Source organism: Nocardia sp. NPDC051833 (genome assembly GCF_040681225.1).
GTDB lineage: Bacteria > Actinomycetota > Actinomycetes > Mycobacteriales > Mycobacteriaceae > Nocardia.
Window position 1 is genome coordinate 1,447,494 of the sequence record NZ_JBFAYK010000001.1, and the last position, 18,824, is coordinate 1,466,317.

Below are 18,824 nucleotides of genomic sequence, written 5' to 3' on the forward strand. Positions count from 1 at the left end.
GTGAGTGTCGCGCACCGATCGAACAATTGCCGCGAGTTTGCGGAAACGTCACGAAGGGGCTGGAACTGCTGCTTTTCCCTTCTCCGGGGGACTAGGGTCGGTATCGATAAGGATTCTCAGGTCACGCTCAGGATCTCCACATCTGACCCATATCGGGGCAGGAAATAGTTGCCCTACGCAAGGCCAGCCGATCGCGGCGGGTACGAGACGCGGGAACAACCTCACACAGTTGCTGGTTGATTCCGATAGCAAGGTTCGCTGACCCGGACCGGCGTGGTTTCGTGCCAGCGGTCCCGAGTAGGAGGTGTCCCATCCCGATGGTAGACACGGCGCGTCACGCCACACCGACCGATCAGACTCTCCCCGCCGATCTCTTCGCCGCCGAGGGCGAGCAGCTCGATGCCGAACTCACCGGCACCGCCGCCTTCGACGCGACCGGTGATCGCACGGTCATGCCCTCCTGGGACGAACTCGTCCGCGAACACGCCGACCGGGTGTACCGCCTGGCCTATCGCCTCTCCGGCGACGCGCAGGACGCCGAGGACCTCACCCAGGAGACCTTCATCCGGGTGTTCCGCTCGCTGCAGAACTACCAGCCGGGCACCTTCGAGGGCTGGCTGCACCGCATCACCACCAACCTGTTCCTGGACATGGTCCGCCGCCGCAACCGCATCCGCATGGAGGCGCTGCCCGAGGACTACGACCGGGTGCCCGCCGACGGCCCGACGCCGGAGGAGTCCTACCACGACGCCCGGCTGGATCCCGACCTGCAGAAAGCCCTGGATTCGCTGGCGCCGGAGTTCCGCGCCGCCGTGGTCCTGTGTGACATCGAGGGCCTGTCCTACGAGGAGATCGGCGCGACGCTCGGCGTGAAGCTGGGCACCGTGCGCAGCCGGATCCATCGCGGGCGGCAGGCACTGCGCGAATACCTTGCGCATAATGGAACTGAGCAGCGGTACTCCGCTGACGCCTACGCAGGGTGACGCAGTTGTCGGCGTCACCGAGGCTCTCGGTTGATGTCGGTCGGAAGGAAGAACTCCGTATGAGCGTGGACCCCAGTGCCTCAGGTCGTACCCCGCGCTTTCAGCCCACCGAGCATCTGGCCAGCGAGGCGATCGCGGCCTATGTCGACGGCGAGCTGCGCATGAACGCGTATCTGCGCGCCGCCCAGCATCTTTCGGTGTGCCCGGAATGCGCGGCCGAGGTCGATGCCCAGCAGCAGGCGCGGATCGCGCTGCGCCGGGCCGCCGAGGTGGCCGTGCCGCGCAGCCTGCACGACAGCCTGACCCGGATCCCGCTGGCCGAACTGCCCGGCACGACGGCCGAGCCGCCGCGCCGTAACGAGGCATTTCTCGGATTCATCACCGATTCCTTCACCGCGACCCGGTGGACAACGTGGCGGCGCAAGTAGAGTCACGGGCGTGACAGGCGAATCGACGAATTCCGGATCGACCGAACACGCGGATTCGGCGGCCGACCGGGGGAACCTGCGGCCGTCGGACGCGCCGAACCTCGGCCCGCGTCCGGTGTACCGGCCGCACATCGACAGTCATACCGCGCACGCGTTCCGTCGCCCGAACGGCCAGACCGGCTCGTTCGCACCGCACGACCCGCAGCGGACGGGTCCGGCCGCCGACGCCGATCAGCTGGTCAGTCAGCGCCCGCCGGACGGCGTGCTGGCCGAGGCGTTCTCCCGTCCCGAGGGCTCCGACGAGCTGCTGCAGCGCGAACCCGGCTCCGACGAGCCGCGCACCGTCGTCGCCGGGCCGGTCGATCCCTGGCGTGATCCCGCCGCCGCCGCGCGCCTCGGCGCACCGGCGGTGGAGACCCCCGAACCCGAGCGCCTGCCCGTCGCCCCCAAGCTGACCGCCCGCGAGGTGCTGTTCGGCTCCCGGGTCGCCCCCAAGGCCCTGGCCCTGCTGGCCGTGCTCGCGCTCGGCATCGCCGTCCTCGGCGGGCTGGTCGGGCGGATCACCGCCGAGACCGCGTCGACGTTGACCTCCCGCAAGGTCACCCTGGACCAGACCGCCGGCATCGAGGAGCCGCACAGCCGGATCGCCGCGGTGGCCAACGCGGTGCTGCCCTCGGTGGTCTCCATCCGGGTCACCGTCGGCGACAACGGCGCGACCGGCTCCGGCGTGGTCATCGACGGCGCGGGCTACGTGGTCACCAACAACCACGTGATCTCGATGGCCGCGACCGACAAGTCCGACCGCGCCGCCATCCAGGTGCAGTTCTCCGACGGCACCCGGGTCCCGGCCAAGATCGTCGGCCGCGATCCCAAGACCGACCTGGCCGTGCTGAAGGTGGAGGCCAAGAACCTGACGGTGGCCAACCTCGGCAAGTCCTCCGACGTACAGGTCGGCGACGACGTGCTGGCGGTCGGCTCGCCGCTCGGCCTGAGCAAGACCGTCACCTCCGGTATCGTCAGCGCCCAGCACCGCCCGGTGAAACTGGCGGGCGAGGGCAGCGACACCAACGCCGTCATCGACGCCGTGCAGACCGATGCCGCGATCAACCCCGGCAACTCCGGTGGCGCGCTGGTCGACATGCAGGGCCGGGTGATCGGCATCAACACCGCCATCCGCAGCGAGACCGGCGGTTCGGTGGGCCTCGGCTTCGCCATCCCGGTCGACGTGATGCAGACCGTCGCCCAGACGCTGATCCGCGACGGCCAGATGCACCACCCGGTGATCGGCCTGAGCGCGCGCACCAAGACCGTCGCCAACGAGGTGATGAGCGGTGCCGCCGTCGCCGACGTGGCCCCCGGCAGCCCGGCCGCCAAGGCGGGCATCGTCGAGGGGGATGTCATCGTGAAGATCGGCGACCGCGAGGTCACCGGACCGGACGAGCTGGTCGTCGCCGTCCAGGCGCGCAAGATCGGGGAGACGGTGAACGTGCAGTTGATCCGGGATGGCAGGCAGGTGGACGTCCCGGTCACCCTCGAATCCGACTGAGCCGCGACCGCGCCGTCCAGGTAGCCTGGACGGCGTGTTCAGCAACATCGGGTGGAGCGAGATGATGATCCTGCTCGTCGCCGCCCTCGTGATCCTCGGCCCGGAGCGCCTCCCCGGCGCGGTCCGCTGGACCACGCGTTCCCTGCGCCAGGTGCGCGACTACGCCAGCGGCGCCACCTCGCAGCTCAAGGAGGAGCTGGGGCCGGAGTTCGACGAGCTGCGCAAGCCGCTGGCCGAGCTGAACGAGCTGCGCAACATGAGCCCGCGCGCCGCCGTCACCAAGCATCTGCTGGGCGGTGACGATTCGGTGCTGCGCGAGCTGGAGACCGCGGTGCCCGACAAGCAGCAACTGTTCGGCACGAGCAGCGGGATGCCGGGCGGATCGGGGTCGTCCGCGCCCACGCTCGCCAAGCCGCTCGGGCACAACGAGCGCCCGCCGATCGACCCCGACGCCACCTAGATCGCCGGATCACACCGCACGGTCGGCATTTGCCCCGAGGTCGCGCAGCCCGAACACAGCCGCGTTCACCTCGAAATATTGTGATAGCGGACAAGTCGGGCAGGATAGCCCTTGTGCCGCAATACAGTTCGATGTCAACCGATATAGACACGGAATGCTGTCGAGCTGTCTAGACTTCGCACATGTCGGCCGATGACGTGGCACGAGTCTTCGCGATCGAGGACAAGGTCGAGAGACTCAAAGCAGCCACCGACGGGGTGGCGGCTGCCCAGCAGACCATCAACGAACTCACCAGGATCAGGCGCGCGGTGATCCGCGAACTCCATGCCGAGGGCTGGACGTTCGCCCGGATCGGCGCCGCCGCCGGCCTCTCGCGTGCGCGCATCCATCAGGTGAGCACCCAGGGACCGGTCCCCGAGGGCCTGTTCTTCGGGCACGGCACGCTGACCGTGCTCGCGCCCGAGGTCCGCGCCGGGCGGCTACTCGGCGCCCCCGATCCGGCCGCGGCCCAGCGGCTGGCCGAGCTGCTGCGCCAGCTGGGCTTCGTGGCGAACGTGGAGACCTTCCTGCCCGGCAGGCCGGTCGACCTCAATCGCGACGGCCTGGTGATCCTCGGCGGCCCCGAGCTGTCGCCCAGCCTGCGCCAGCTGGTCGTGGCCGATCCACGGCTGCGCCGGACCGTCACCCGCGCGGGCGACACCCGACGCGGCATCGAGGACCGGGCCGCGCGCCGCGTCTACCGGCCCGGCGGCACCGAACCACACGACATCGCCTACCTGGCCCGGCTGCCCCGTCCCGACCGGCGCGGCAGCGTCATGCTGATCGACGGCCTGCATCCGCCCGGCTCGCTGGGTGCGATCCGATTGCTGGCCACCCGGCTCGCCACCCTGCACGAACGCGCGAGCAGCCACCTGTTCTCGGTCCTCATCGCGGTCAGATACGACCGCACCTCCGGCGAACCCGTGGATGCCGACCTGCTCACCCCGGTTTATCGCCACGAAACCGACCCCAGGTTGGCTACGACCCGGGTTCGTCCATAGTTAGATCTAAACTAAGCTCACTTTGTGATCTGCATCACGCTATTGTTATGCAGCACAGAACGACGACGATGTTTAGATTGCTAGCGAGTAACCGAATGTGAGTAGGTGAGCGTCACATGTTCTCGTCTCCCGAGGCCAGCGCGTGCCGGGTCCTGCCCGTGCGGACGGCAGGCACCCAGGATCCCCGACCCGTCCCGCCCTTCGAGGCCGAGTCGACCGCCGCCGACGTCATCGTCGCGACCCATCGCCTCACCTACAGCGACCGCCTGAAGGTCTTCATCGGCCCGCACGAGGACGTGGACAGCTTCCTGCGCCCGTTGCGCCGGATGGACGGCAGGCAGCGCTACGCGCTCGATCTGACCGTGCTGCCCGAGCCGATGCCCGCCACGGAGGTCACCACGGCGGTGAGTGGCGCCCGCGGCGATCTCGCGCTGCGCTGCGCCGGCTCGGCCGACGCGATGACCCTCCAGCTACGCACGACGATCGACCACGTCACCCGCCGCTACACCCTCGGTTTCCCCGGCGGCAGGCTCGGCCTGCCGACGGTCTACCTGCCGCACGGCGACGACGACACCTACGTCTATCCCGAAGAGGTCTTCACCGCCGAACGCGCGGCGGAGGTCTTCCGCGCCTTCTTCCACGACGCCGCGATCCCCGGCGACCTGCAGCACCGCGAGATCCTCGACTGAGCTCCGCTCGCCGCGCGCCGATGCTGCGCGATAGCTAGGCTGGTCAGCACGGTCACAATGGGCGAATCGGTGGCCGTGGAGAGGCCGGTGGGCGATGCGAGAGCTGTTCGGCGAGATCCTCGCGCTGCTGGCCGAACAGCCCGTCGCGCTGGCCAGGATCATCGATCGGACCGGGCCTGGACCCCGCGACACCGGCGCCGCGATGGCGGTCGCCGCCGACGGGCAGGTGATCGGATCACTGTCCGGCGGATGCGTGGAGGCCGCGGTCGTCACCACCGCGCGCCAGGTCCTGCGCGACGGCCACGCGAGCTCCGAGCGCTTCGCCGCGGCCGACGAGTTCGCCGTCGGCCTTCCCTGCGGCGGCGAGATCGAGGTCTTCGTCGAACGCCTCGACGCGACCGATCTCCCCCTGATCCGCGCGCTCGTCACCGCGCTCGCGGCACACGAACCGATCGCCTACGCCACCACCCTCGAGGCCACGCCGGACCGCAGGCTGCTGTACCCGGGCCGGGTCGAGCCGTGGCGCGACCTCGACCGGGACGCGGCCGCGCTGCTGGCCGCGGGCCACAGCGGTCTCGTCGGCGCCCAGGACTGCACCCCGGCCGCCGCCACCCGGCCGCGCGCCTTCGTCCAGGTCTTCCGCTCCCCCGCGCGGCTGATCCTGGCCGGGGCCAACGACTACACCAGGGCGCTCACCGTGGCGGCGGCCCAGCTCGGCTATCACGTCACCGTCGTCGATGCCCGCGAAACCTTCACCACCCCGGCCCGTTTCCCCGCGGCCGACGCGGTGGTCGTCGACTGGCCGCACCGGTATCTGGACGCGGAGCAGCGGGCGGGCCGGGTCGACGAGCGCACGGTCGTCTGCGTGCTCACCCACGACGCCAAGTTCGACGTCCCGATGCTGGCGAGCGCGCTGCGCCTGCCCGCCATCGCCTTCGTCGGCGCGCTCGGTTCCCGCCGCGCCCATGCCGACCGCACCGCGCGCCTGCGCGAGGCGGGGCTCACCGCGGCCGAGATCGCCCGTGTCCGTAGCCCGCTCGGCCTCGACCTGGCCGCGCACACCCCCGAGGAGACCGCGATCTCCGTGCTGGCGCAGATCCTCGCCGAGCGCGGTGGCGCGTCGGCGCGGCCACTGGCCGACCTCGACGGCCCGATCCACCGACCCTGAGCCGAATCGGCACCCGCCCCTGTTCTTGCCGCCCGAACTTCGATACAGTCTGTTTCATAATTGTGAAACAGTTTGTCTCATAGGAGGTTCTGTGCGCCCACCCGATCCCCGGACCGTGCGCAGTCGCGAGGCCGCGCTGGTCTCGGCCAGGGAACTACTCGTGGAGCAGGGCCTGGCCGGGCTGACGCACAGCGCGGTCGCGGCGCGCAGCGGGATCAGCCGAGCCACGCTGTACCGCCTGTGGCCGGAGCCGACCGAGCTGGTGCGCGCCACCATCACCTGGCACATCACCGCGGCCCAGGCAGCGCCGACCGGTGACCTGCGCGCCGACCTGCTGACCCAGCTGGCGGGCACCCGCGCGATGCTGCACGAGCCCGCCAGCGAGCAGGCGATGCGCGTGCTGATCGAAAGAGCCGCCGTCGACCGCGAATTCGCGGCGGTCAAGGAGTCGCTGTACCGGTCCGGCACCCGGGTGGTGCGCGCGATCCTGACCGCGGCGGTCGAGGGCGGCGATCTGCCCGCCGATCTCGATGTCGACCTGGCCGTCGACCAGCTGCACGGCCCGCTGTTCTTCCGCAGGCTCGTCGCCCACCGCACCTTCGACCTCGACTACGTCCAGGCGGTCGTCGACGACTTCCTGCGCCGCCCACCGAATCCCGCACACCAGCAAGGACCTTCGTGACATGACGACCACCGCCCCCGTAACCCGCTCCGCCCCACTGCTGCTCGCCGTCCTCGTCGCCCTCGTCACCGTCTTCGGGGCGCTGCTAGCGGATTTCGTCATCCCGGCGAGCGCCGACCAGCACCTCGGTAACGACGCCTGGCCTCCACACGCGAAATTCCATGACGCCCAATACATCGTGATGTCGATCCTGCTCGGCGCCCTGGCCCTCTACCTACTCCTCCGCACCCCCACCCGATCCCGCTTCCTGACCGCCTGCGCCCTCCTCGCCACCCCCTGGCTGAGCCTGCTCGCCGCATTCCTGTTCCCCGGCACCGCCATCCAGGACCCCGGCTTCGACAACCCGGCACCCCTCGGCCTGCACCCCCAGGTCCTCTTGTCGCTGATCCTGCTGACCGTCCTGGCCGTGGCCGCCGCGCTCGTCGCCCGGCAGCAGACGGGCGCCCCGTCGAGGTGACGGGGCGCCCGGTGCGGTCGACGACTACGCCGCGACTTGTTCGGGGCGGAGGGTTTTCATCGGGGGGCGGTCTTCGAGGGAGACCTCGGTGGCGTGGGCGATGAATTCGCCGCCGATCATCGGGAACTGGGTGAGGGCGGCGCCGGAGTCGATGACGCCGCTGCGGCCCAGCGCGGTGCCGAGGATCTGGCGGCTCATCACGCCGAGGTCGGCCAGCGGGCGATTGCGGTGGGTGCGCACGCCCAGGTTGACCTGGGTGATGGCGTCCATGCCCATCTGGTCGTAGGTGTCGAGCAGCAGGCCGATCTCGACGCCGTAGCCGGGGGCGAACGGGACGGCGGTGAGCAGTTCGCGGGTGCCCGCGTACTCGCCGCCCAAGGGCTGGAGCACCTGGGACAGCTCGGGTCGCAGCGCCGCCAGCAGCGGGCGGGCGACGAGTTCGGTGACCCGGCCGCCGCCGTTGGCGTCGACGGACTCGCCCTGGCGCAGCGGACGGCGGTAGTAGGCCTTGGACAGGTGGGTGCCCGGCATGGTCAGCAGCGGGCCGAGCAGCTTGGGCACGAAGGCGGGGTCGGGGTCGATCAGGTCGGAGTCGACGAAGGCGATGAGGTCGCCGGTGGTGCAGGCCAGCGAGCGCCACAGCACCTCGCCCTTGCCCGGGACCGGCTCCAGCTCGGGCACGGCTTCCTCGCGGGTGATCACCTCGGCGCCCGCCGCGCGAGCGCGCTCGGCGGTGGCGTCGGTGGAGCCGGAGTCGAGCACGAGCAGTTCGTCGACGAGTGTGCCGAGCAGCGGCCGGATACTGGCCACCACCGCGGCGACGGTGTCTTCCTCGTTCAGCGCGGGCAGCACCACCGAGACGGTGCGACCCGCCTTGGCGGCGACCAGTTCGCCGACCGTCCAGTCAGGGGTGTCCCAGGTGTGGGTAGTGGCCCAGGCGGGCTCGCGGTGTTGGATTTTCATGCCAGACCTCGCAGAGTTCGTGCGGGGGGCCGGATGCCCTGGATCGCGGCGATCATGTCCACCACCCGCCGGGTTTCGGCGACTTCGTGGACCCGGAAGATTCGAGCGCCCGCGGCGGCCGACCAAGCCGTCGCCGCCAATGTGCCCTCGACCCTTTCGGTCAGACCGACACCTAAAGTCTCCCCGATAAAATCCTTGTTGCTCAGTGCCATCAAGACTGGCCATCCGGTTTTTACAAGACCGTCGATTCCGCGCAACAACTCGAGCCCGTGATAGGTGTTTTTCCCGAAATCGTGGGTGGGATCGATCACGATCCCATCGGGCCGAACGCCGGCCGCGGCCGCGTTTTCCGCCGCGGCGACCACCGTCGCGGTCACCTCGGCCACCACATCGGTATAGCGGACCCGGTGCGGGCGCGTCCGCGGAATCGCCCCGCCGGTATGACTGCAGACGAGGCCGGCCCCCAGCTCGGCGGCCACGTGCACCAGCTCGGGGTCGGCGCCCGCCCAGGTGTCGTTGACGAGATCGGCCCCGGCCTCGACCGCGCTGCGCGCGACATCGCCGCGCCAGGTGTCCACACTGATCAACAGGTCGGGATACTTCGCGCGAATCGCCGCGACGAACGGGACCACTCGCTGCGTTTCCTCGGCCGCGTCGACGGTGACGCCAGGCCCGGCCTTCACCCCGCCGATATCGACCAGGTCGGCGCCCTCGTCGACCGCCCGCGCCACCCGGTCCATGGCGGCCTCGTCGCTGAAGGTGGCGCCACGGTCGTAGAACGAATCGGGGGTGCGATTCACGATGGCCATGACCAGGGCCCGATCGGTCGCCACCGCCCGCCCACAAAACGTCGGGCTGTTCCGCCTCTCCGCGGTTTCTGCCGACGGCTCGGAGCCGCTACTGCTGGTGCTTCGGGCAGGCGGTTGGTCGTGTGGTCGGGGTTCGGGCGTGCCCGACGAGTTACCCATGTTCATGCGAGATCAGACGTTACCTTGCTAGCGCGGGGCCTGACCGGCCGCGACGTCGGCGGCGTAGCCGTCGTAGGCGGGGACGTAGCCCGTGGCGGGGCCCGACAGGACGTACAGCTGACTGTCGCTGTCGGGGGCGTAGCCCTGTTTGCGCAGCTCCACCTTGCGGCTTTTGAACGTCGAGGTCTGTTCCAGTTCGGCGACCACCCGGACGAACAGCGGGATCGCGTACATCGGCAGGCGCTGGTAGACGGTGGCCGCCAGGGACTTGCCGTCGAATTCCGCGCCGGGGTGCAGGGTGACCGCGGCCATGCCCGCCTTGCCGTCGGTGCCGGGGATGTCGACGCCGTAGACCACGGCCTGCTCGATGTTCTCGTCGTGGTCGAGCGCGCCCTCCACCTCGGTGGTCGCCACGTTCTCGCCCTTCCAGCGGAAGGTGTCGCCGAGCCGGTCGACGAAGGCGATGTGCCAGAAGTGCTGGTCGCGGACCAGGTCGCCGGTGTCGAACCAGCAGTCGCCCCGCTTGAAGCCGTCGCGGACCAGCTTGGACTCCGAGGCCCGCTTGTCGGTGTAGCCGTCGAAGGGCTGGCGGTCGTTCACCTTGGCCAGCAGCAGGCCGACACCGCCCGAGCGCACCCGGCGCAGCTTGCCGTCGCGGCCGCGCTTGGCCTTGCCGGTCTCGTCGTCGTATTCGACGACGGCGTAGGGCAGCGGGCACAGGCCGGCGGTGCGGTCCAGACCGAAGGCGTTGACGAACGCCAGCGGCGCCTCGCTGGACCCGTAGAACTCCACCACCCGGCCGATCCCGAACCGGCGGCGGAACTCGTCCCACAGCTCCGGCCGCAGCCCGTTGCCGACGGCCAGGCGCACCCGGTTGTTCCGCTCGGCCGGGCGCACCGGCTGATTGAGCAGGTAGCGGCACAGTTCGCCGATGTAGATGAACGCGGTGGCGCGTTCACGGGCGATCTCGTCCCAGAAGCCCGAGGCCGAGAACTTGCGGCTGAGCACATAGGTCGACTCGCCCGCCAGCACCGCCGACAGCGCGACCGTCAGCGCGTTGTTGTGATACAGCGGCAGGCAGCAGTACAGACCGTCCTCCGCGCGCAACCGCACCCCGAGACCGCCGAGCCCGGCCATGCTCTTGGTCCAGCGGTGGTGGGTCATCACGCTGGCCTTGGGCAGGCCGGTGGTGCCGGAGGTGAAGATCAGGAACGCGCGTTCGCCCGCGGTCACCTGGGCGCACACCGCCGGGTCGGCATCCGGTGCGGTGCGGGCGGATTCGGCCAGTTCCTCGGCGGCGAGCAGGTTCTCGGCGGGCGCGGGCAGCGAGTCCAGCGCCTCCCCGCACTCGGCGCCGACGACGGTGAGCACGCTGTCGAGCAGGCCGATGCTGTGCGCGAGCACCTGATCGCGCTGGTTGTAGTTGAGCAGGCCGACGGTGCCGCCGAGCTTGAGCACCGCGAGCACGGTGAACAGGGTCTCGGGCCGGTTGGTCATCAGCACGCCGACCACGTCACCGCGGCGCACCCCGCGCGCGGACAGCACCGACGCGTACCGGTTGACCTCGCTGTTGGCGGCGCGATAGGTGTAGGAGCGGCCCTCGAACCGCAGGAACACCCGATCGGGCCTGCGGTGCGCGACCCGCTGGAAATACAGGCCGATGGAGGCTTTGTCCTTGGGCCCCACCAGCATTCCGCGCGCGTTGCGCAGCATGCCGGGCGCGTCGAGCGCCATCGCGGGCAGCGCCTTGGCGAGGTCGAACACGCTGACGGTCGAGCGGGCGTCGTTGCTCACGTCGAATATCTCCTAGCCCTCGGCCGGTGCGGCCGGTTCCAGCGCAGCGAAGGCGGCGGGCAGATCGGTGACCACGGTGATGCGGTCGCGCGCCTGCTGCGTCACGATTCTGCGTTCGTACAGTTCATCGATCCAGCGGAAGAGCCCGCCGTAGAAGTCGTCGGCGTCCAGCACCACCACGGGTTTGGCGTGTTCGCCGAGGTAGCCGCCGGTCCAGGTCTCGAACAGTTCCTCGAGCGTGCCGACGCCGCCGGGCAGCGCGAGGAACGCGTCGGCGCGCGCCTCCATCAGCTGCTTGCGCTGGCGCATGGTGTCGGTGACGAGCAGTTCACCCGCGTCGACGTCGGCGACTTCCTTGTGCACCAGGTGTTTCGGGATCACGCCGACGGTATGCGCCCCACCGGCGCGGGCCGCGGTGGCGACCGCGCCCATCATCGAGACGTGGCCACCGCCGGAGACCAGTTGCCAACCGCGCCGGGCGATCTCGGTGCCCACGCGGGCGGCCAGGCTGATCAGGCCGGGATCGGTGGTGCTGGCGGAGCAGTAGACGCAGACGGAGTAGGGGGCGCTCACCACTGGTCCTCGGTGCCGAGGCGCTCGATGTCGGCGTGATCGCCGGTCTCGCCACGGATGATCCGCACGACCTCGTCGACGCTGTCGGTGATCTGGATCAGGTCGAGGTCCTCCGGGGAGATCTTGCCCGAGACCGCCATCGTGTTCCGCAGCCAGTCGACCAGGCCCGTCCAGTACGCGCTGCCGAACAGGATGATCGGGAACCGGGTGATCTTGCGGGTCTGCACCAGGGTCAGCGCCTCGAACAGCTCGTCGAGGGTGCCGAAACCGCCGGGCAGACAGACGAAGGCCTGCGAGTACTTCACGAACATCGTCTTGCGGACGAAGAAGTACCGGAAGTTGATGCCCAGGTCAACCCACTCGTTGAGCCCCTGTTCGAACGGCAGCTCGATGCCGAGCCCGATCGAATAGCCACCCGCCTCCGAGGATCCGCGGTTGGCGGCCTCCATCGCGCCGGGGCCGCCGCCGGTGATCACCGCGAAGCCCGCGTGCGAGAGCGCGGCACCGATCTCCCGGCCCGCGATGTACTCGGGATCGTCGCGGTGGGTGCGCGCCGAACCGAAGACGGTCACCGCGGGCGGCACCTCGGCCAGCGCGCCGAAACCCTCGACGAACTCGGCCTGGATCCGCAGCACCCGCCACGGATCGGTGTGCACCCAATCGCTGTCCTGCCGGGAGTCGAGCAGGTTCCGGTCGGCGGTCCGCATGCCCTGCTTGCGATTGCGCCGGAACATCACCGGCCCCCGGAACTTCGCCGTGGATTTGACCTTCCCGGCCTGATCAGCGGAATCGGTAGACATACCCCCACGCTACTGGGTCGGGTCGAACACCAGTCGTCAGCGGGCTGACAGGTAGGTGCGCAGCATCGCGGTGACGGCGGTGATCTGGCTCAGCGGCACGTGCTCGTCGCGCTTGTGCGCGAGATTGGGGTCGCCGGGGCCGAAGTTGACCGCGGGGATGCCGCGCGCGGCGAAGCGGGAGACGTCGGTCCAGCCGTACTTGGCGCGGACCCCGCCGCCGCCGTGGGCGTTGACCGAGTCGATCAGGGTGCGCGCGGCGGGGGCGGTGAGGCCGGGCAGCGCGCCGGGCGAGGAGTCGGTCACCACGAACTCGACGTCGAGTCCGGCGAAGACCTCACGCACATGCGCGACGGCCTGCTCCACGGTCCGATCGGGCGCGAAACGGAAGTTCACATCCACCTCGGCGACATCGGGCACCACATTGCCCGCGACCCCACCGGAGACGCGCACCGCCGACAGTCCCTCGCGGTACACGCAGCCGTCGATGTCTACCTCGCGCGCCGCGTAGGCCGACAGCCGCGCCAGCACCGGCGCGAGACCGTGGATGGCGTTCTCGCCCAGCCAGGCCCTGGCCGAGTGCGCGCGCACCCCCGAGGTGGTCAGCCGGACCCGCAGCGTGCCCTGGCAGCCCGCCTCGATCCAGCCGCCGGAGGGCTCGCCCAGGATGGCCAGGTCGCCGTCGAGCCACTCGGGAAGCTCGCGCTCGATATGACCGAGGCCGTTGAATTCGGCGGCGATCTCCTCGCCGTCGTAGAAGATCAGCGTCAGATCGTGGGCCGGGTCGGCGATGGTGGCCGCCAGATGCAGGAACACCGCGTCGCCGGACTTCATGTCGACGGTGCCGCAACCGAACAGCACCGGCTCGCCGCCGACCTCGTCGGGGCGGCTGGGCACATTGTCGGCGATCGGCACGGTGTCGAGGTGACCGGCCAGGATCACCCGGGTCGGCAACCCGCGCTGGGTACGCGCCAGCACCACGTTGCCGTGCCGCAGCACCTCGAACCCGGTGGTCTGCTCCCGTAATGCCTGCTCCACCAGGTCCGCGATCTTGGCCTCGTCGCGCGACACGCTGGGGACGTCGACCAGGGCGGCGGTCAGCTGAATGGGGTCGGCATGCAAATCGAGAGTCACATCTCGACAGTAGTACGGACGCCGATCCGACTCGCGGGTTCGCCGACCACGCGAGGCGAATCACCGTGTCGACACAATCATTACCGGAGCGAATTAATGGCAAATATTACGATTGTTTGACGATGAACCCCCTTGCGCGGCAGTGAAATTCCACCGCGCTAGCGTTCGTTCGCCGCCTTTTCCGGGCGGTCGAGAATACGGAGGGATTCACACGAAATGAAGTTCGGAAAGATCACTACCGCTGCATTCCTGGCGATCACCGCGATGGGGATTACCGCGGCCACCGCCAATGGTCAGCCCGCCGTGGCGACCGAGCAGCCCGCGGTAGTGGCTGCGGGGGGCGCGACTTCCGGTACTGCCAACGGGATCAACTACACGACCTCGGTGTCGCCCGCGGACAAGACCATCACCTGGGCGGTCGACAGCGGCCGGTTCGAGCTCGCCGCCGACGGCTCGGCCGTGCAGCTGCGCACCCAGGACGGCGTGACCGTCGTCCAGGCGCCGCTGCGCTCCGAGGTCGCCGGGCTGCCGATCGCGGTCACCCCGCAGATCAGCGAGGACGGCCGCACCGTGAAGCTGGCGGCGGCGATGACGCCGGAGGACACCGCGAAGCTGCAGAGCGTCGCGGGGGCCAAGGACATCAGCTCCTACGACCGGCTGATGGAGCAGGTCAACAAGAACCTGCCCGGCATCGTCATCGGCGCGCTCATCGGCGCGTTCATCCCGTTCCTGTGGCTGATCACCATTCCGGCGGGCGCGCTGATCGGCGGCTACGTGATCGGTGGCCAGGAGTTCCTGGACGCCGTGATCGCGTTCGCCACCGGCCAGCCCTGATCGACCCGGCATGACGCGCGGGTGCGCGGACGTTCGACGTCCACGCGCCCGCGTTCCGTGTCCGCCCCGGGGGTGGCCGACACAAAGCGCCGCGGACCCGGCAAAATGAACTCCGTGAGCATTCAGGGAGCAACTGCAGTCGGTATCGCGAACGTGACCTCGGACGGCACCGTCCTCGACACCTGGTACCCCAGCCCCGAGCTGGGCGAATTCACCGAGACCGGCTCCAAGCGCGTCGACGCCGCCGAGGCGGGCGAGTTCGCGGAGCTGCTCGGCGTTGACGCGGCGCGTGGCGTCGAGGTGATCGCGGTGCGCACCACGATCGCGGACCTCTCGGCCGCCCCGGTCGACGCGCACGACGTGTACCTGCGCCTGCACCTGCTCTCGCACCGCCTCGTACAGCCGCACGGCCTGAGCCTGGACGGCCAGTTCGGCCTGCTCAGCAATGTGGTGTGGACCAACCACGGCCCGTGCGCGGTGGACGGCTTCGAGCAGACCCGGCTGAAGCTGCGCGCCCGCGGCCCGGTCACCGTGCTCAGCGTCGACAAGTTCCCGCGCCTGGTCGACTACGTGGTGCCCTCGGGCGTCCGGATCGGCGACGCCGACCGGGTCCGCCTCGGCGCGCACCTGGCCTCGGGCACCACCGTCATGCACGAGGGCTTCGTCAACTTCAACGCCGGCACCCTGGGCAATTCGATGGTCGAGGGCCGCATCTCGGCCGGCGTCGTCGTCGGCAACGGCACCGACGTGGGCGGCGGCGCGTCGATCATGGGCACCCTGTCCGGCGGCGGCACCCAGGTGATCTCGGTGGGCGAGCGCTCGCTGCTCGGCGCCAACTCCGGTCTCGGCATCTCGCTGGGCGACGACTGCGTGATCGAGGCTGGCCTCTACGTCACCGCGGGCACCAAGGTCACCGGCCCCGACGGCACCGTGGTCAAGGCCGCGACCCTGTCCGGCCGGAACAACCTGCTGTTCCGCCGCAACTCCACCACCGGCGCGGTCGAGGCCGTACCGCGCAAGGGCACCGGCATCGAGCTCAACGCGGCGCTGCACGCCAACGACTGAGCGGAGCTCCCCGGCGGCCCCGTACTCGCGAGAGTGCGGGGCCGCTGTCGTCTCCGGACCCGCACCGCCGAGCGAGTGTGACCCGCATCACCATCACAAATCGTGCCCCTGCCGCATCACATGGTCGAACGCAGAAACCGACGGCAGGAGACAGAGATGAACATCGTGGTGGTCGGGGCAGGGTACGCGGGCACCGTCGCGGCGAACAGGCTGGCGCGCAAGGCCGGGGACGCGCGGATCACGGTCGTCAATCCACGACCGGACTTCGTCGAACGGGTGCGGCTGCACGAGCAACTCGCCGGAACCGGTTCGGCGGCGACCCCGCTCGCCGAGATGCTCGGCGCCGGGATCGCGACGCGGGTCGCCGGGGTCGACAAGATCGGCGACGGTGCCGTCACCCTCGACGACGGCACCACCCTCGGCTTCGATCACCTGTTCCTCGCGGTCGGCAGCACCGCGCGGCCGCTGCCCGGCTCGATCCCGATGGGCACCTGGGAGGGCGCCGAGCAGGCGCGCACGGCCCTCGCGACTCTGCCCGCGGGCGGCCGCGTCACGGTGATCGGTGGCGGCCTGACCGGCATCGAGACCGCGGCCGAGATCGCCGGCGCCCGGCCGGACCTGCGGGTCCGGCTGATCGGCGCGGAGCTCGGCGCGAGCCTGTCCGGTGGCGGACAGCGCAGCGCGCGGGCGGGGCTGACCCGGCTGGGCGTGGAGATCGTCACCGACGAGGTCGAGCGGATCGAGGCAACGACGGTGTGGCTACGCTCCGGCGACCCGCTCGAATCGGACCTGACCCTGTGGGCGGTGGTGTCGACCGTGCCCGACCTGGCGGCCCGCAGCGGACTCGCGGTCGACGCCGACGGGAAGGCCCTGGTCGACCCGTATCTGCGCAGTGTCACCGATCCCCGGATCTTCGCCGTCGGCGACTGCGCCGCCGTGCCGGGTCAGCGCATGGCCTGCGCCACGGCCGCACCACAGGGCGCGCACGCGGCCGATACCCTGGCCAGGGTGATCGAAGGACGTGCGCCACGGCCCTATTCGATGGGCTACACCGGCCAGGCACTGAGCATCGGCAGGCGCGGTGGCATCGTGCAGACCGGGCGCCTGGACGGCACCGCCCTGCCGCTGCACGTCAGCGGCCGTCTCGCCGCGATCGTCAAGGAACGCATCAATCGCTACGCCGCCTACGCCGCCCGCACCGGCAACAGCGTGTGGCTGCCGGGCCCGACGCGGTGACCGACGAGTTCGCCGAGAACCGCAGGCTGCTGTTCTCCATCGCCTACGAGATCCTCGGTTCGGTCGTCGACGCCGAGGACGTGCTGCACGACAGCTATCTGCGCTGGCGCGAGGTCGACCACGCGAGCGTCGACAATCCGCGCGCCTACCTGGCTCAGATCGTCACCAGGCAGGCGATCGGCGTGCTCCGCTCGGCCGCGCGCAGGCGCGAGGAGTACATCGGGCCCTGGCTGCCCGAGCCGCTGGCGGCGGAGTCCGAGGGCGGGGTCGAGCACGTGCTGACCGGCGAGGCGGTGACCACCGCGATGCTGCTCGTGCTGGAGACGCTGACGCCGGTGCAGCGCGCGGTCTTCGTGCTCCGCGAGGTCTTCGCGTTCAGCTACGCCGAGATCGCCGCGGCCGTCGGCAAGTCCGAGACCGCTGTGCGGCAACTGAACCAGCGGGCCAGGGCGCGCGTGCACGCCAAGCGGCACACCGTGATCGCGACCCCGGCCGAGGCGCAGTCGGTGGTCGAGCGGTTCTCGATCGCGGCGGCCACCGGCGACGTCCAGGCGCTGATGGACGTGCTCGCCCCCGACGTGGTCTACATCGCCGACGGCGGCGGCGTGGTCAACGCGGTACGCAGGCCGGTCCTCGGCCCGGACAAGGTGGCCCGGCTCGTCATCGGCCTGCTCCAGAAGGGCGACCGGCTGGGCGAGATGGGGGTGCGGGTCGGCGTCTTCAACGCGATGCCCGGCGTGGCGGTGACGATCGACGGCGTCCTCGACCAGGTGACCTCCATCGAGGTCACCGACGGCGTCATCACCGCGGTGTACTGCGTGCGCAACCCCGAAAAGCTCAGCGCGGTACGGATTCCGGGCTGAGGCCGAAGGCGATGACCCGGGTCGGGTGGATGCGGATGAGCGCGTCGGGACGCTCGGTGATGTAGGACTCGACCCCGGTCAGCGCCTCGGCGGTGCCGCGGATCTCCAGGCAGCGCACCCGCCACGGCTGCACCGAGGCGATGTCGTCGACCACGAACGCGACATTCTCGTTGCCTGCGAGATTGCGGAACTTCTTGGAGGCGGCCATGTTCCAGCCCGCGATGTCGATGGTCCCGAGTTCGGCGTTGTAGCGGAAGCCGACCGGATTGTTCTGCGGGGTGCCGTCGGCCCGCACGGTCGCGAGCCTGCCCAGTTTCTGGGTGGCCAGGTAGGCGAGCTGCTCGGGCGTCAGTGTTGCGCTCATGCCGTCGACGGTAGGACCTGAACCACACTCGAGGTCAAGGCCTCGACGCCGAGTCGCCGAGTCGCTACGCTAGTCGAATATACGGAACCGTATATCTGGAGGATCGTCATGGCACTCCCCCCTGGTCAGCGCGCGGTCGAGGGATTCCCGCGCTTCGGCACCCACCTCCATCACCCGCCACCGCCGGTGCCCGCCCATCCGACGATCGAACTCGGTGGCGAGCTCACCGAGCCGGTCTCGCTGTCGCGGGCCGATCTCGCCGGGCTCCCCCGGCGCACTGAGCTGGCCGACTTCCACTGCGTCGCGGGCTGGTCGGCCACCGGACTGCGCTGGGAGGGCATCCCGTTCGCCACGTTCTACCGGGAGGTCGTCGAGCCGCGGCTGCGGCCGGGCGCGCCCATCAGCCACGTCGTGTTCGCCGGGCTGGACGGCTATCAGTCGATCGTCCTGCTCGACGACGCCCTGGCCGCGGACGTGCTCATCGCCGACCGGCTCGACGGGCAGCCGCTCGACAGCGACCACGGCGCGCCGATCAGGCTGGTGAGCCCGAGCCAGTACGGCTTCGTGAACACGAAACACCTGTGCCGCATCGAGTTCCACGTCAGCGAACCGCCCGATCCCGAACGGTTCTCGCCGATCGCGGCGCACCGCCGCGCCCGGGTGTGGGCGGAGGAACGACACCGCTACCTGCCCGGTCGGGTGGTGCGGCCGATCTACCATCGGCTGATCGGGCCGATCCGGGCGCTGAGCGCGCGCGGCAGCAGCACCCGGCGGGCCTGA

General features: G+C 70.2%; 21 protein-coding genes. 14 read left to right on the plus strand and 7 right to left on the minus strand.

Going from position 1 to position 18,824, the window contains the following annotated elements:
• Positions 1–317: 317 nt before the first annotated feature.
• From sigE to AB0L91_RS06415, 9 genes are all read left to right on the plus strand, one after another.
• On the plus strand, positions 318–983 hold the full coding sequence (gene sigE, locus AB0L91_RS06375) for an RNA polymerase sigma factor SigE (RefSeq protein WP_357343195.1): 666 nt from the start codon (positions 318–320) through the stop codon (positions 981–983).
• Between the two features lie 59 nt (positions 984–1,042).
• Positions 1,043–1,411: a hypothetical protein gene (locus tag AB0L91_RS06380; RefSeq protein ID WP_218719897.1), complete on the plus strand. Its 369-nt coding sequence runs from the start codon at positions 1,043–1,045 to the stop codon at positions 1,409–1,411.
• 10 nt (positions 1,412–1,421) lie between these two features.
• Entirely contained in the window at positions 1,422–2,957 is a 1,536-nt protein-coding gene (locus AB0L91_RS06385; RefSeq protein WP_365007665.1) for a trypsin-like peptidase domain-containing protein, read from the plus strand.
• Positions 2,958–2,991: 34 nt separating this feature from the next.
• Entirely contained in the window at positions 2,992–3,417 is a 426-nt protein-coding gene (gene tatB, locus AB0L91_RS06390; protein ID WP_365007668.1) for a Sec-independent protein translocase protein TatB, read from the plus strand.
• 182 nt (positions 3,418–3,599) lie between these two features.
• On the plus strand, positions 3,600–4,457 hold the full coding sequence (locus tag AB0L91_RS06395; protein ID WP_218719894.1) for a hypothetical protein: 858 nt from the start codon (positions 3,600–3,602) through the stop codon (positions 4,455–4,457).
• Between the two features lie 116 nt (positions 4,458–4,573).
• Positions 4,574–5,146, plus strand: coding sequence for a hypothetical protein (locus tag AB0L91_RS06400; RefSeq protein WP_365007670.1), 573 nt, complete (start codon positions 4,574–4,576; stop codon positions 5,144–5,146).
• 94 nt (positions 5,147–5,240) lie between these two features.
• The gene (locus AB0L91_RS06405; protein ID WP_365007672.1) at positions 5,241–6,314 is read left to right on the plus strand and encodes an XdhC family protein; all 1,074 of its coding nucleotides are present in this window, start codon (positions 5,241–5,243) and stop codon (positions 6,312–6,314) included.
• A 91-nt stretch (positions 6,315–6,405) separates the two neighbouring features.
• Positions 6,406–6,996 (plus strand): TetR/AcrR family transcriptional regulator, encoded by a 591-nt coding sequence (locus tag AB0L91_RS06410; RefSeq protein ID WP_365007675.1) that lies wholly within the window; start codon positions 6,406–6,408, stop codon positions 6,994–6,996.
• Position 6,997: 1 nt separating this feature from the next.
• Positions 6,998–7,453, plus strand: coding sequence for a DUF6640 family protein (locus tag AB0L91_RS06415; RefSeq protein ID WP_365007678.1), 456 nt, complete (start codon positions 6,998–7,000; stop codon positions 7,451–7,453).
• Positions 7,454–7,477: 24 nt separating this feature from the next.
• Here the strand turns inward: AB0L91_RS06415 and AB0L91_RS06420 are convergent, their stop codons facing one another.
• The 6 genes from AB0L91_RS06420 to dapE all read right to left on the minus strand — a co-directional run bounded on the left by AB0L91_RS06420 (position 7,478) and on the right by dapE (position 13,682).
• The gene (locus AB0L91_RS06420; protein ID WP_365007681.1) at positions 7,478–8,416 is read right to left on the minus strand and encodes a glucosyl-3-phosphoglycerate synthase; all 939 of its coding nucleotides are present in this window, start codon (positions 8,414–8,416) and stop codon (positions 7,478–7,480) included.
• Positions 8,413–9,249, minus strand: a complete 837-nt coding sequence (folP, locus tag AB0L91_RS06425) for a dihydropteroate synthase (RefSeq protein ID WP_365007683.1) — start codon at positions 9,247–9,249, stop codon at positions 8,413–8,415. The genes AB0L91_RS06420 and folP overlap by 4 nt, the downstream gene beginning before the upstream one ends.
• 162 nt (positions 9,250–9,411) lie before the next feature.
• Positions 9,412–11,178, minus strand: a complete 1,767-nt coding sequence (locus AB0L91_RS06430; protein ID WP_365007686.1) for a long-chain-acyl-CoA synthetase — start codon at positions 11,176–11,178, stop codon at positions 9,412–9,414.
• 12 nt (positions 11,179–11,190) lie between these two features.
• Positions 11,191–11,751 carry a TIGR00730 family Rossman fold protein gene (locus tag AB0L91_RS06435; RefSeq protein ID WP_355276364.1) on the minus strand — a complete coding sequence of 187 codons (561 nt, stop codon included), beginning with the start codon at positions 11,749–11,751 and terminating at the stop codon, positions 11,191–11,193.
• The gene (locus AB0L91_RS06440; RefSeq protein WP_365011201.1) at positions 11,748–12,485 is read right to left on the minus strand and encodes a TIGR00730 family Rossman fold protein; all 738 of its coding nucleotides are present in this window, start codon (positions 12,483–12,485) and stop codon (positions 11,748–11,750) included. The genes AB0L91_RS06435 and AB0L91_RS06440 overlap by 4 nt, the downstream gene beginning before the upstream one ends.
• A gap of 102 nt (positions 12,486–12,587) precedes the next feature.
• A complete protein-coding gene (dapE, locus tag AB0L91_RS06445; RefSeq protein ID WP_355276366.1) occupies positions 12,588–13,682 on the minus strand; it encodes a succinyl-diaminopimelate desuccinylase in 1,095 nt (364 codons plus the stop codon).
• Positions 13,683–13,946: 264 nt separating this feature from the next.
• Between dapE and AB0L91_RS06450 the strand changes: the two genes are divergently transcribed.
• The 4 genes from AB0L91_RS06450 (at position 13,947) to AB0L91_RS06465 (ending at position 17,680) form a co-directional block, all read left to right on the plus strand.
• Positions 13,947–14,516, plus strand: a complete 570-nt coding sequence (locus AB0L91_RS06450) for a hypothetical protein (RefSeq protein ID WP_365007690.1) — start codon at positions 13,947–13,949, stop codon at positions 14,514–14,516.
• Between the two features lie 114 nt (positions 14,517–14,630).
• Entirely contained in the window at positions 14,631–15,581 is a 951-nt protein-coding gene (gene dapD, locus AB0L91_RS06455) for a 2,3,4,5-tetrahydropyridine-2,6-dicarboxylate N-succinyltransferase (RefSeq protein WP_365007692.1), read from the plus strand.
• A 156-nt stretch (positions 15,582–15,737) separates the two neighbouring features.
• Positions 15,738–16,817: an FAD-dependent oxidoreductase gene (locus AB0L91_RS06460; RefSeq protein ID WP_365007695.1), complete on the plus strand. Its 1,080-nt coding sequence runs from the start codon at positions 15,738–15,740 to the stop codon at positions 16,815–16,817.
• Positions 16,793–17,680, plus strand: a complete 888-nt coding sequence (locus AB0L91_RS06465; RefSeq protein WP_365007696.1) for an RNA polymerase sigma-70 factor — start codon at positions 16,793–16,795, stop codon at positions 17,678–17,680. Before AB0L91_RS06460 ends, AB0L91_RS06465 begins: the two co-directional genes overlap by 25 nt.
• Here AB0L91_RS06465 and AB0L91_RS06470 read toward each other — a convergent pair.
• Positions 17,655–18,044, minus strand: a complete 390-nt coding sequence (locus AB0L91_RS06470; protein ID WP_365007698.1) for a PPOX class F420-dependent oxidoreductase — start codon at positions 18,042–18,044, stop codon at positions 17,655–17,657. The two genes, AB0L91_RS06465 and AB0L91_RS06470, sit on opposite strands and share 26 nt — an antisense overlap.
• A 108-nt stretch (positions 18,045–18,152) precedes the next feature.
• On the opposite strand from AB0L91_RS06470, the gene AB0L91_RS06475 reads away from it, so the two are divergent.
• Positions 18,153–18,824 carry a molybdopterin-dependent oxidoreductase gene (locus tag AB0L91_RS06475; protein ID WP_365007700.1) on the plus strand — a complete coding sequence of 224 codons (672 nt, stop codon included), beginning with the start codon at positions 18,153–18,155 and terminating at the stop codon, positions 18,822–18,824.

Bases quoted from the DNA above. Each gene is read 5' to 3' on its own strand.
- AB0L91_RS06415 (WP_365007678.1), top strand. From the start codon at position 6,998: ATGACGACCACCGCCCCCGTAACCCGCTCCGCCCCACTGCTGCTCGCC.
- AB0L91_RS06395 (WP_218719894.1), top strand. From the start codon at position 3,600: ATGTCGGCCGATGACGTGGCACGAGTCTTCGCGATCGAGGACAAGGTC.
- AB0L91_RS06380 (WP_218719897.1), top strand. From the start codon at position 1,043: ATGAGCGTGGACCCCAGTGCCTCAGGTCGTACCCCGCGCTTTCAGCCC.
- sigE (WP_357343195.1), top strand. From the start codon at position 318: ATGGTAGACACGGCGCGTCACGCCACACCGACCGATCAGACTCTCCCC.
- AB0L91_RS06400 (WP_365007670.1), top strand. From the start codon at position 4,574: ATGTTCTCGTCTCCCGAGGCCAGCGCGTGCCGGGTCCTGCCCGTGCGG.
- AB0L91_RS06405 (WP_365007672.1), top strand. From the start codon at position 5,241: ATGCGAGAGCTGTTCGGCGAGATCCTCGCGCTGCTGGCCGAACAGCCC.
- AB0L91_RS06470 (WP_365007698.1), bottom strand. From the start codon at position 18,044: ATGAGCGCAACACTGACGCCCGAGCAGCTCGCCTACCTGGCCACCCAG.
- AB0L91_RS06420 (WP_365007681.1), bottom strand. From the start codon at position 8,416: ATGAAAATCCAACACCGCGAGCCCGCCTGGGCCACTACCCACACCTGG.
- AB0L91_RS06450 (WP_365007690.1), top strand. From the start codon at position 13,947: ATGGGGATTACCGCGGCCACCGCCAATGGTCAGCCCGCCGTGGCGACC.
- AB0L91_RS06475 (WP_365007700.1), top strand. From the start codon at position 18,153: ATGGCACTCCCCCCTGGTCAGCGCGCGGTCGAGGGATTCCCGCGCTTC.
- AB0L91_RS06460 (WP_365007695.1), top strand. From the start codon at position 15,738: ATGAACATCGTGGTGGTCGGGGCAGGGTACGCGGGCACCGTCGCGGCG.
- AB0L91_RS06440 (WP_365011201.1), bottom strand. From the start codon at position 12,485: ATGTTCCGGCGCAATCGCAAGCAGGGCATGCGGACCGCCGACCGGAAC.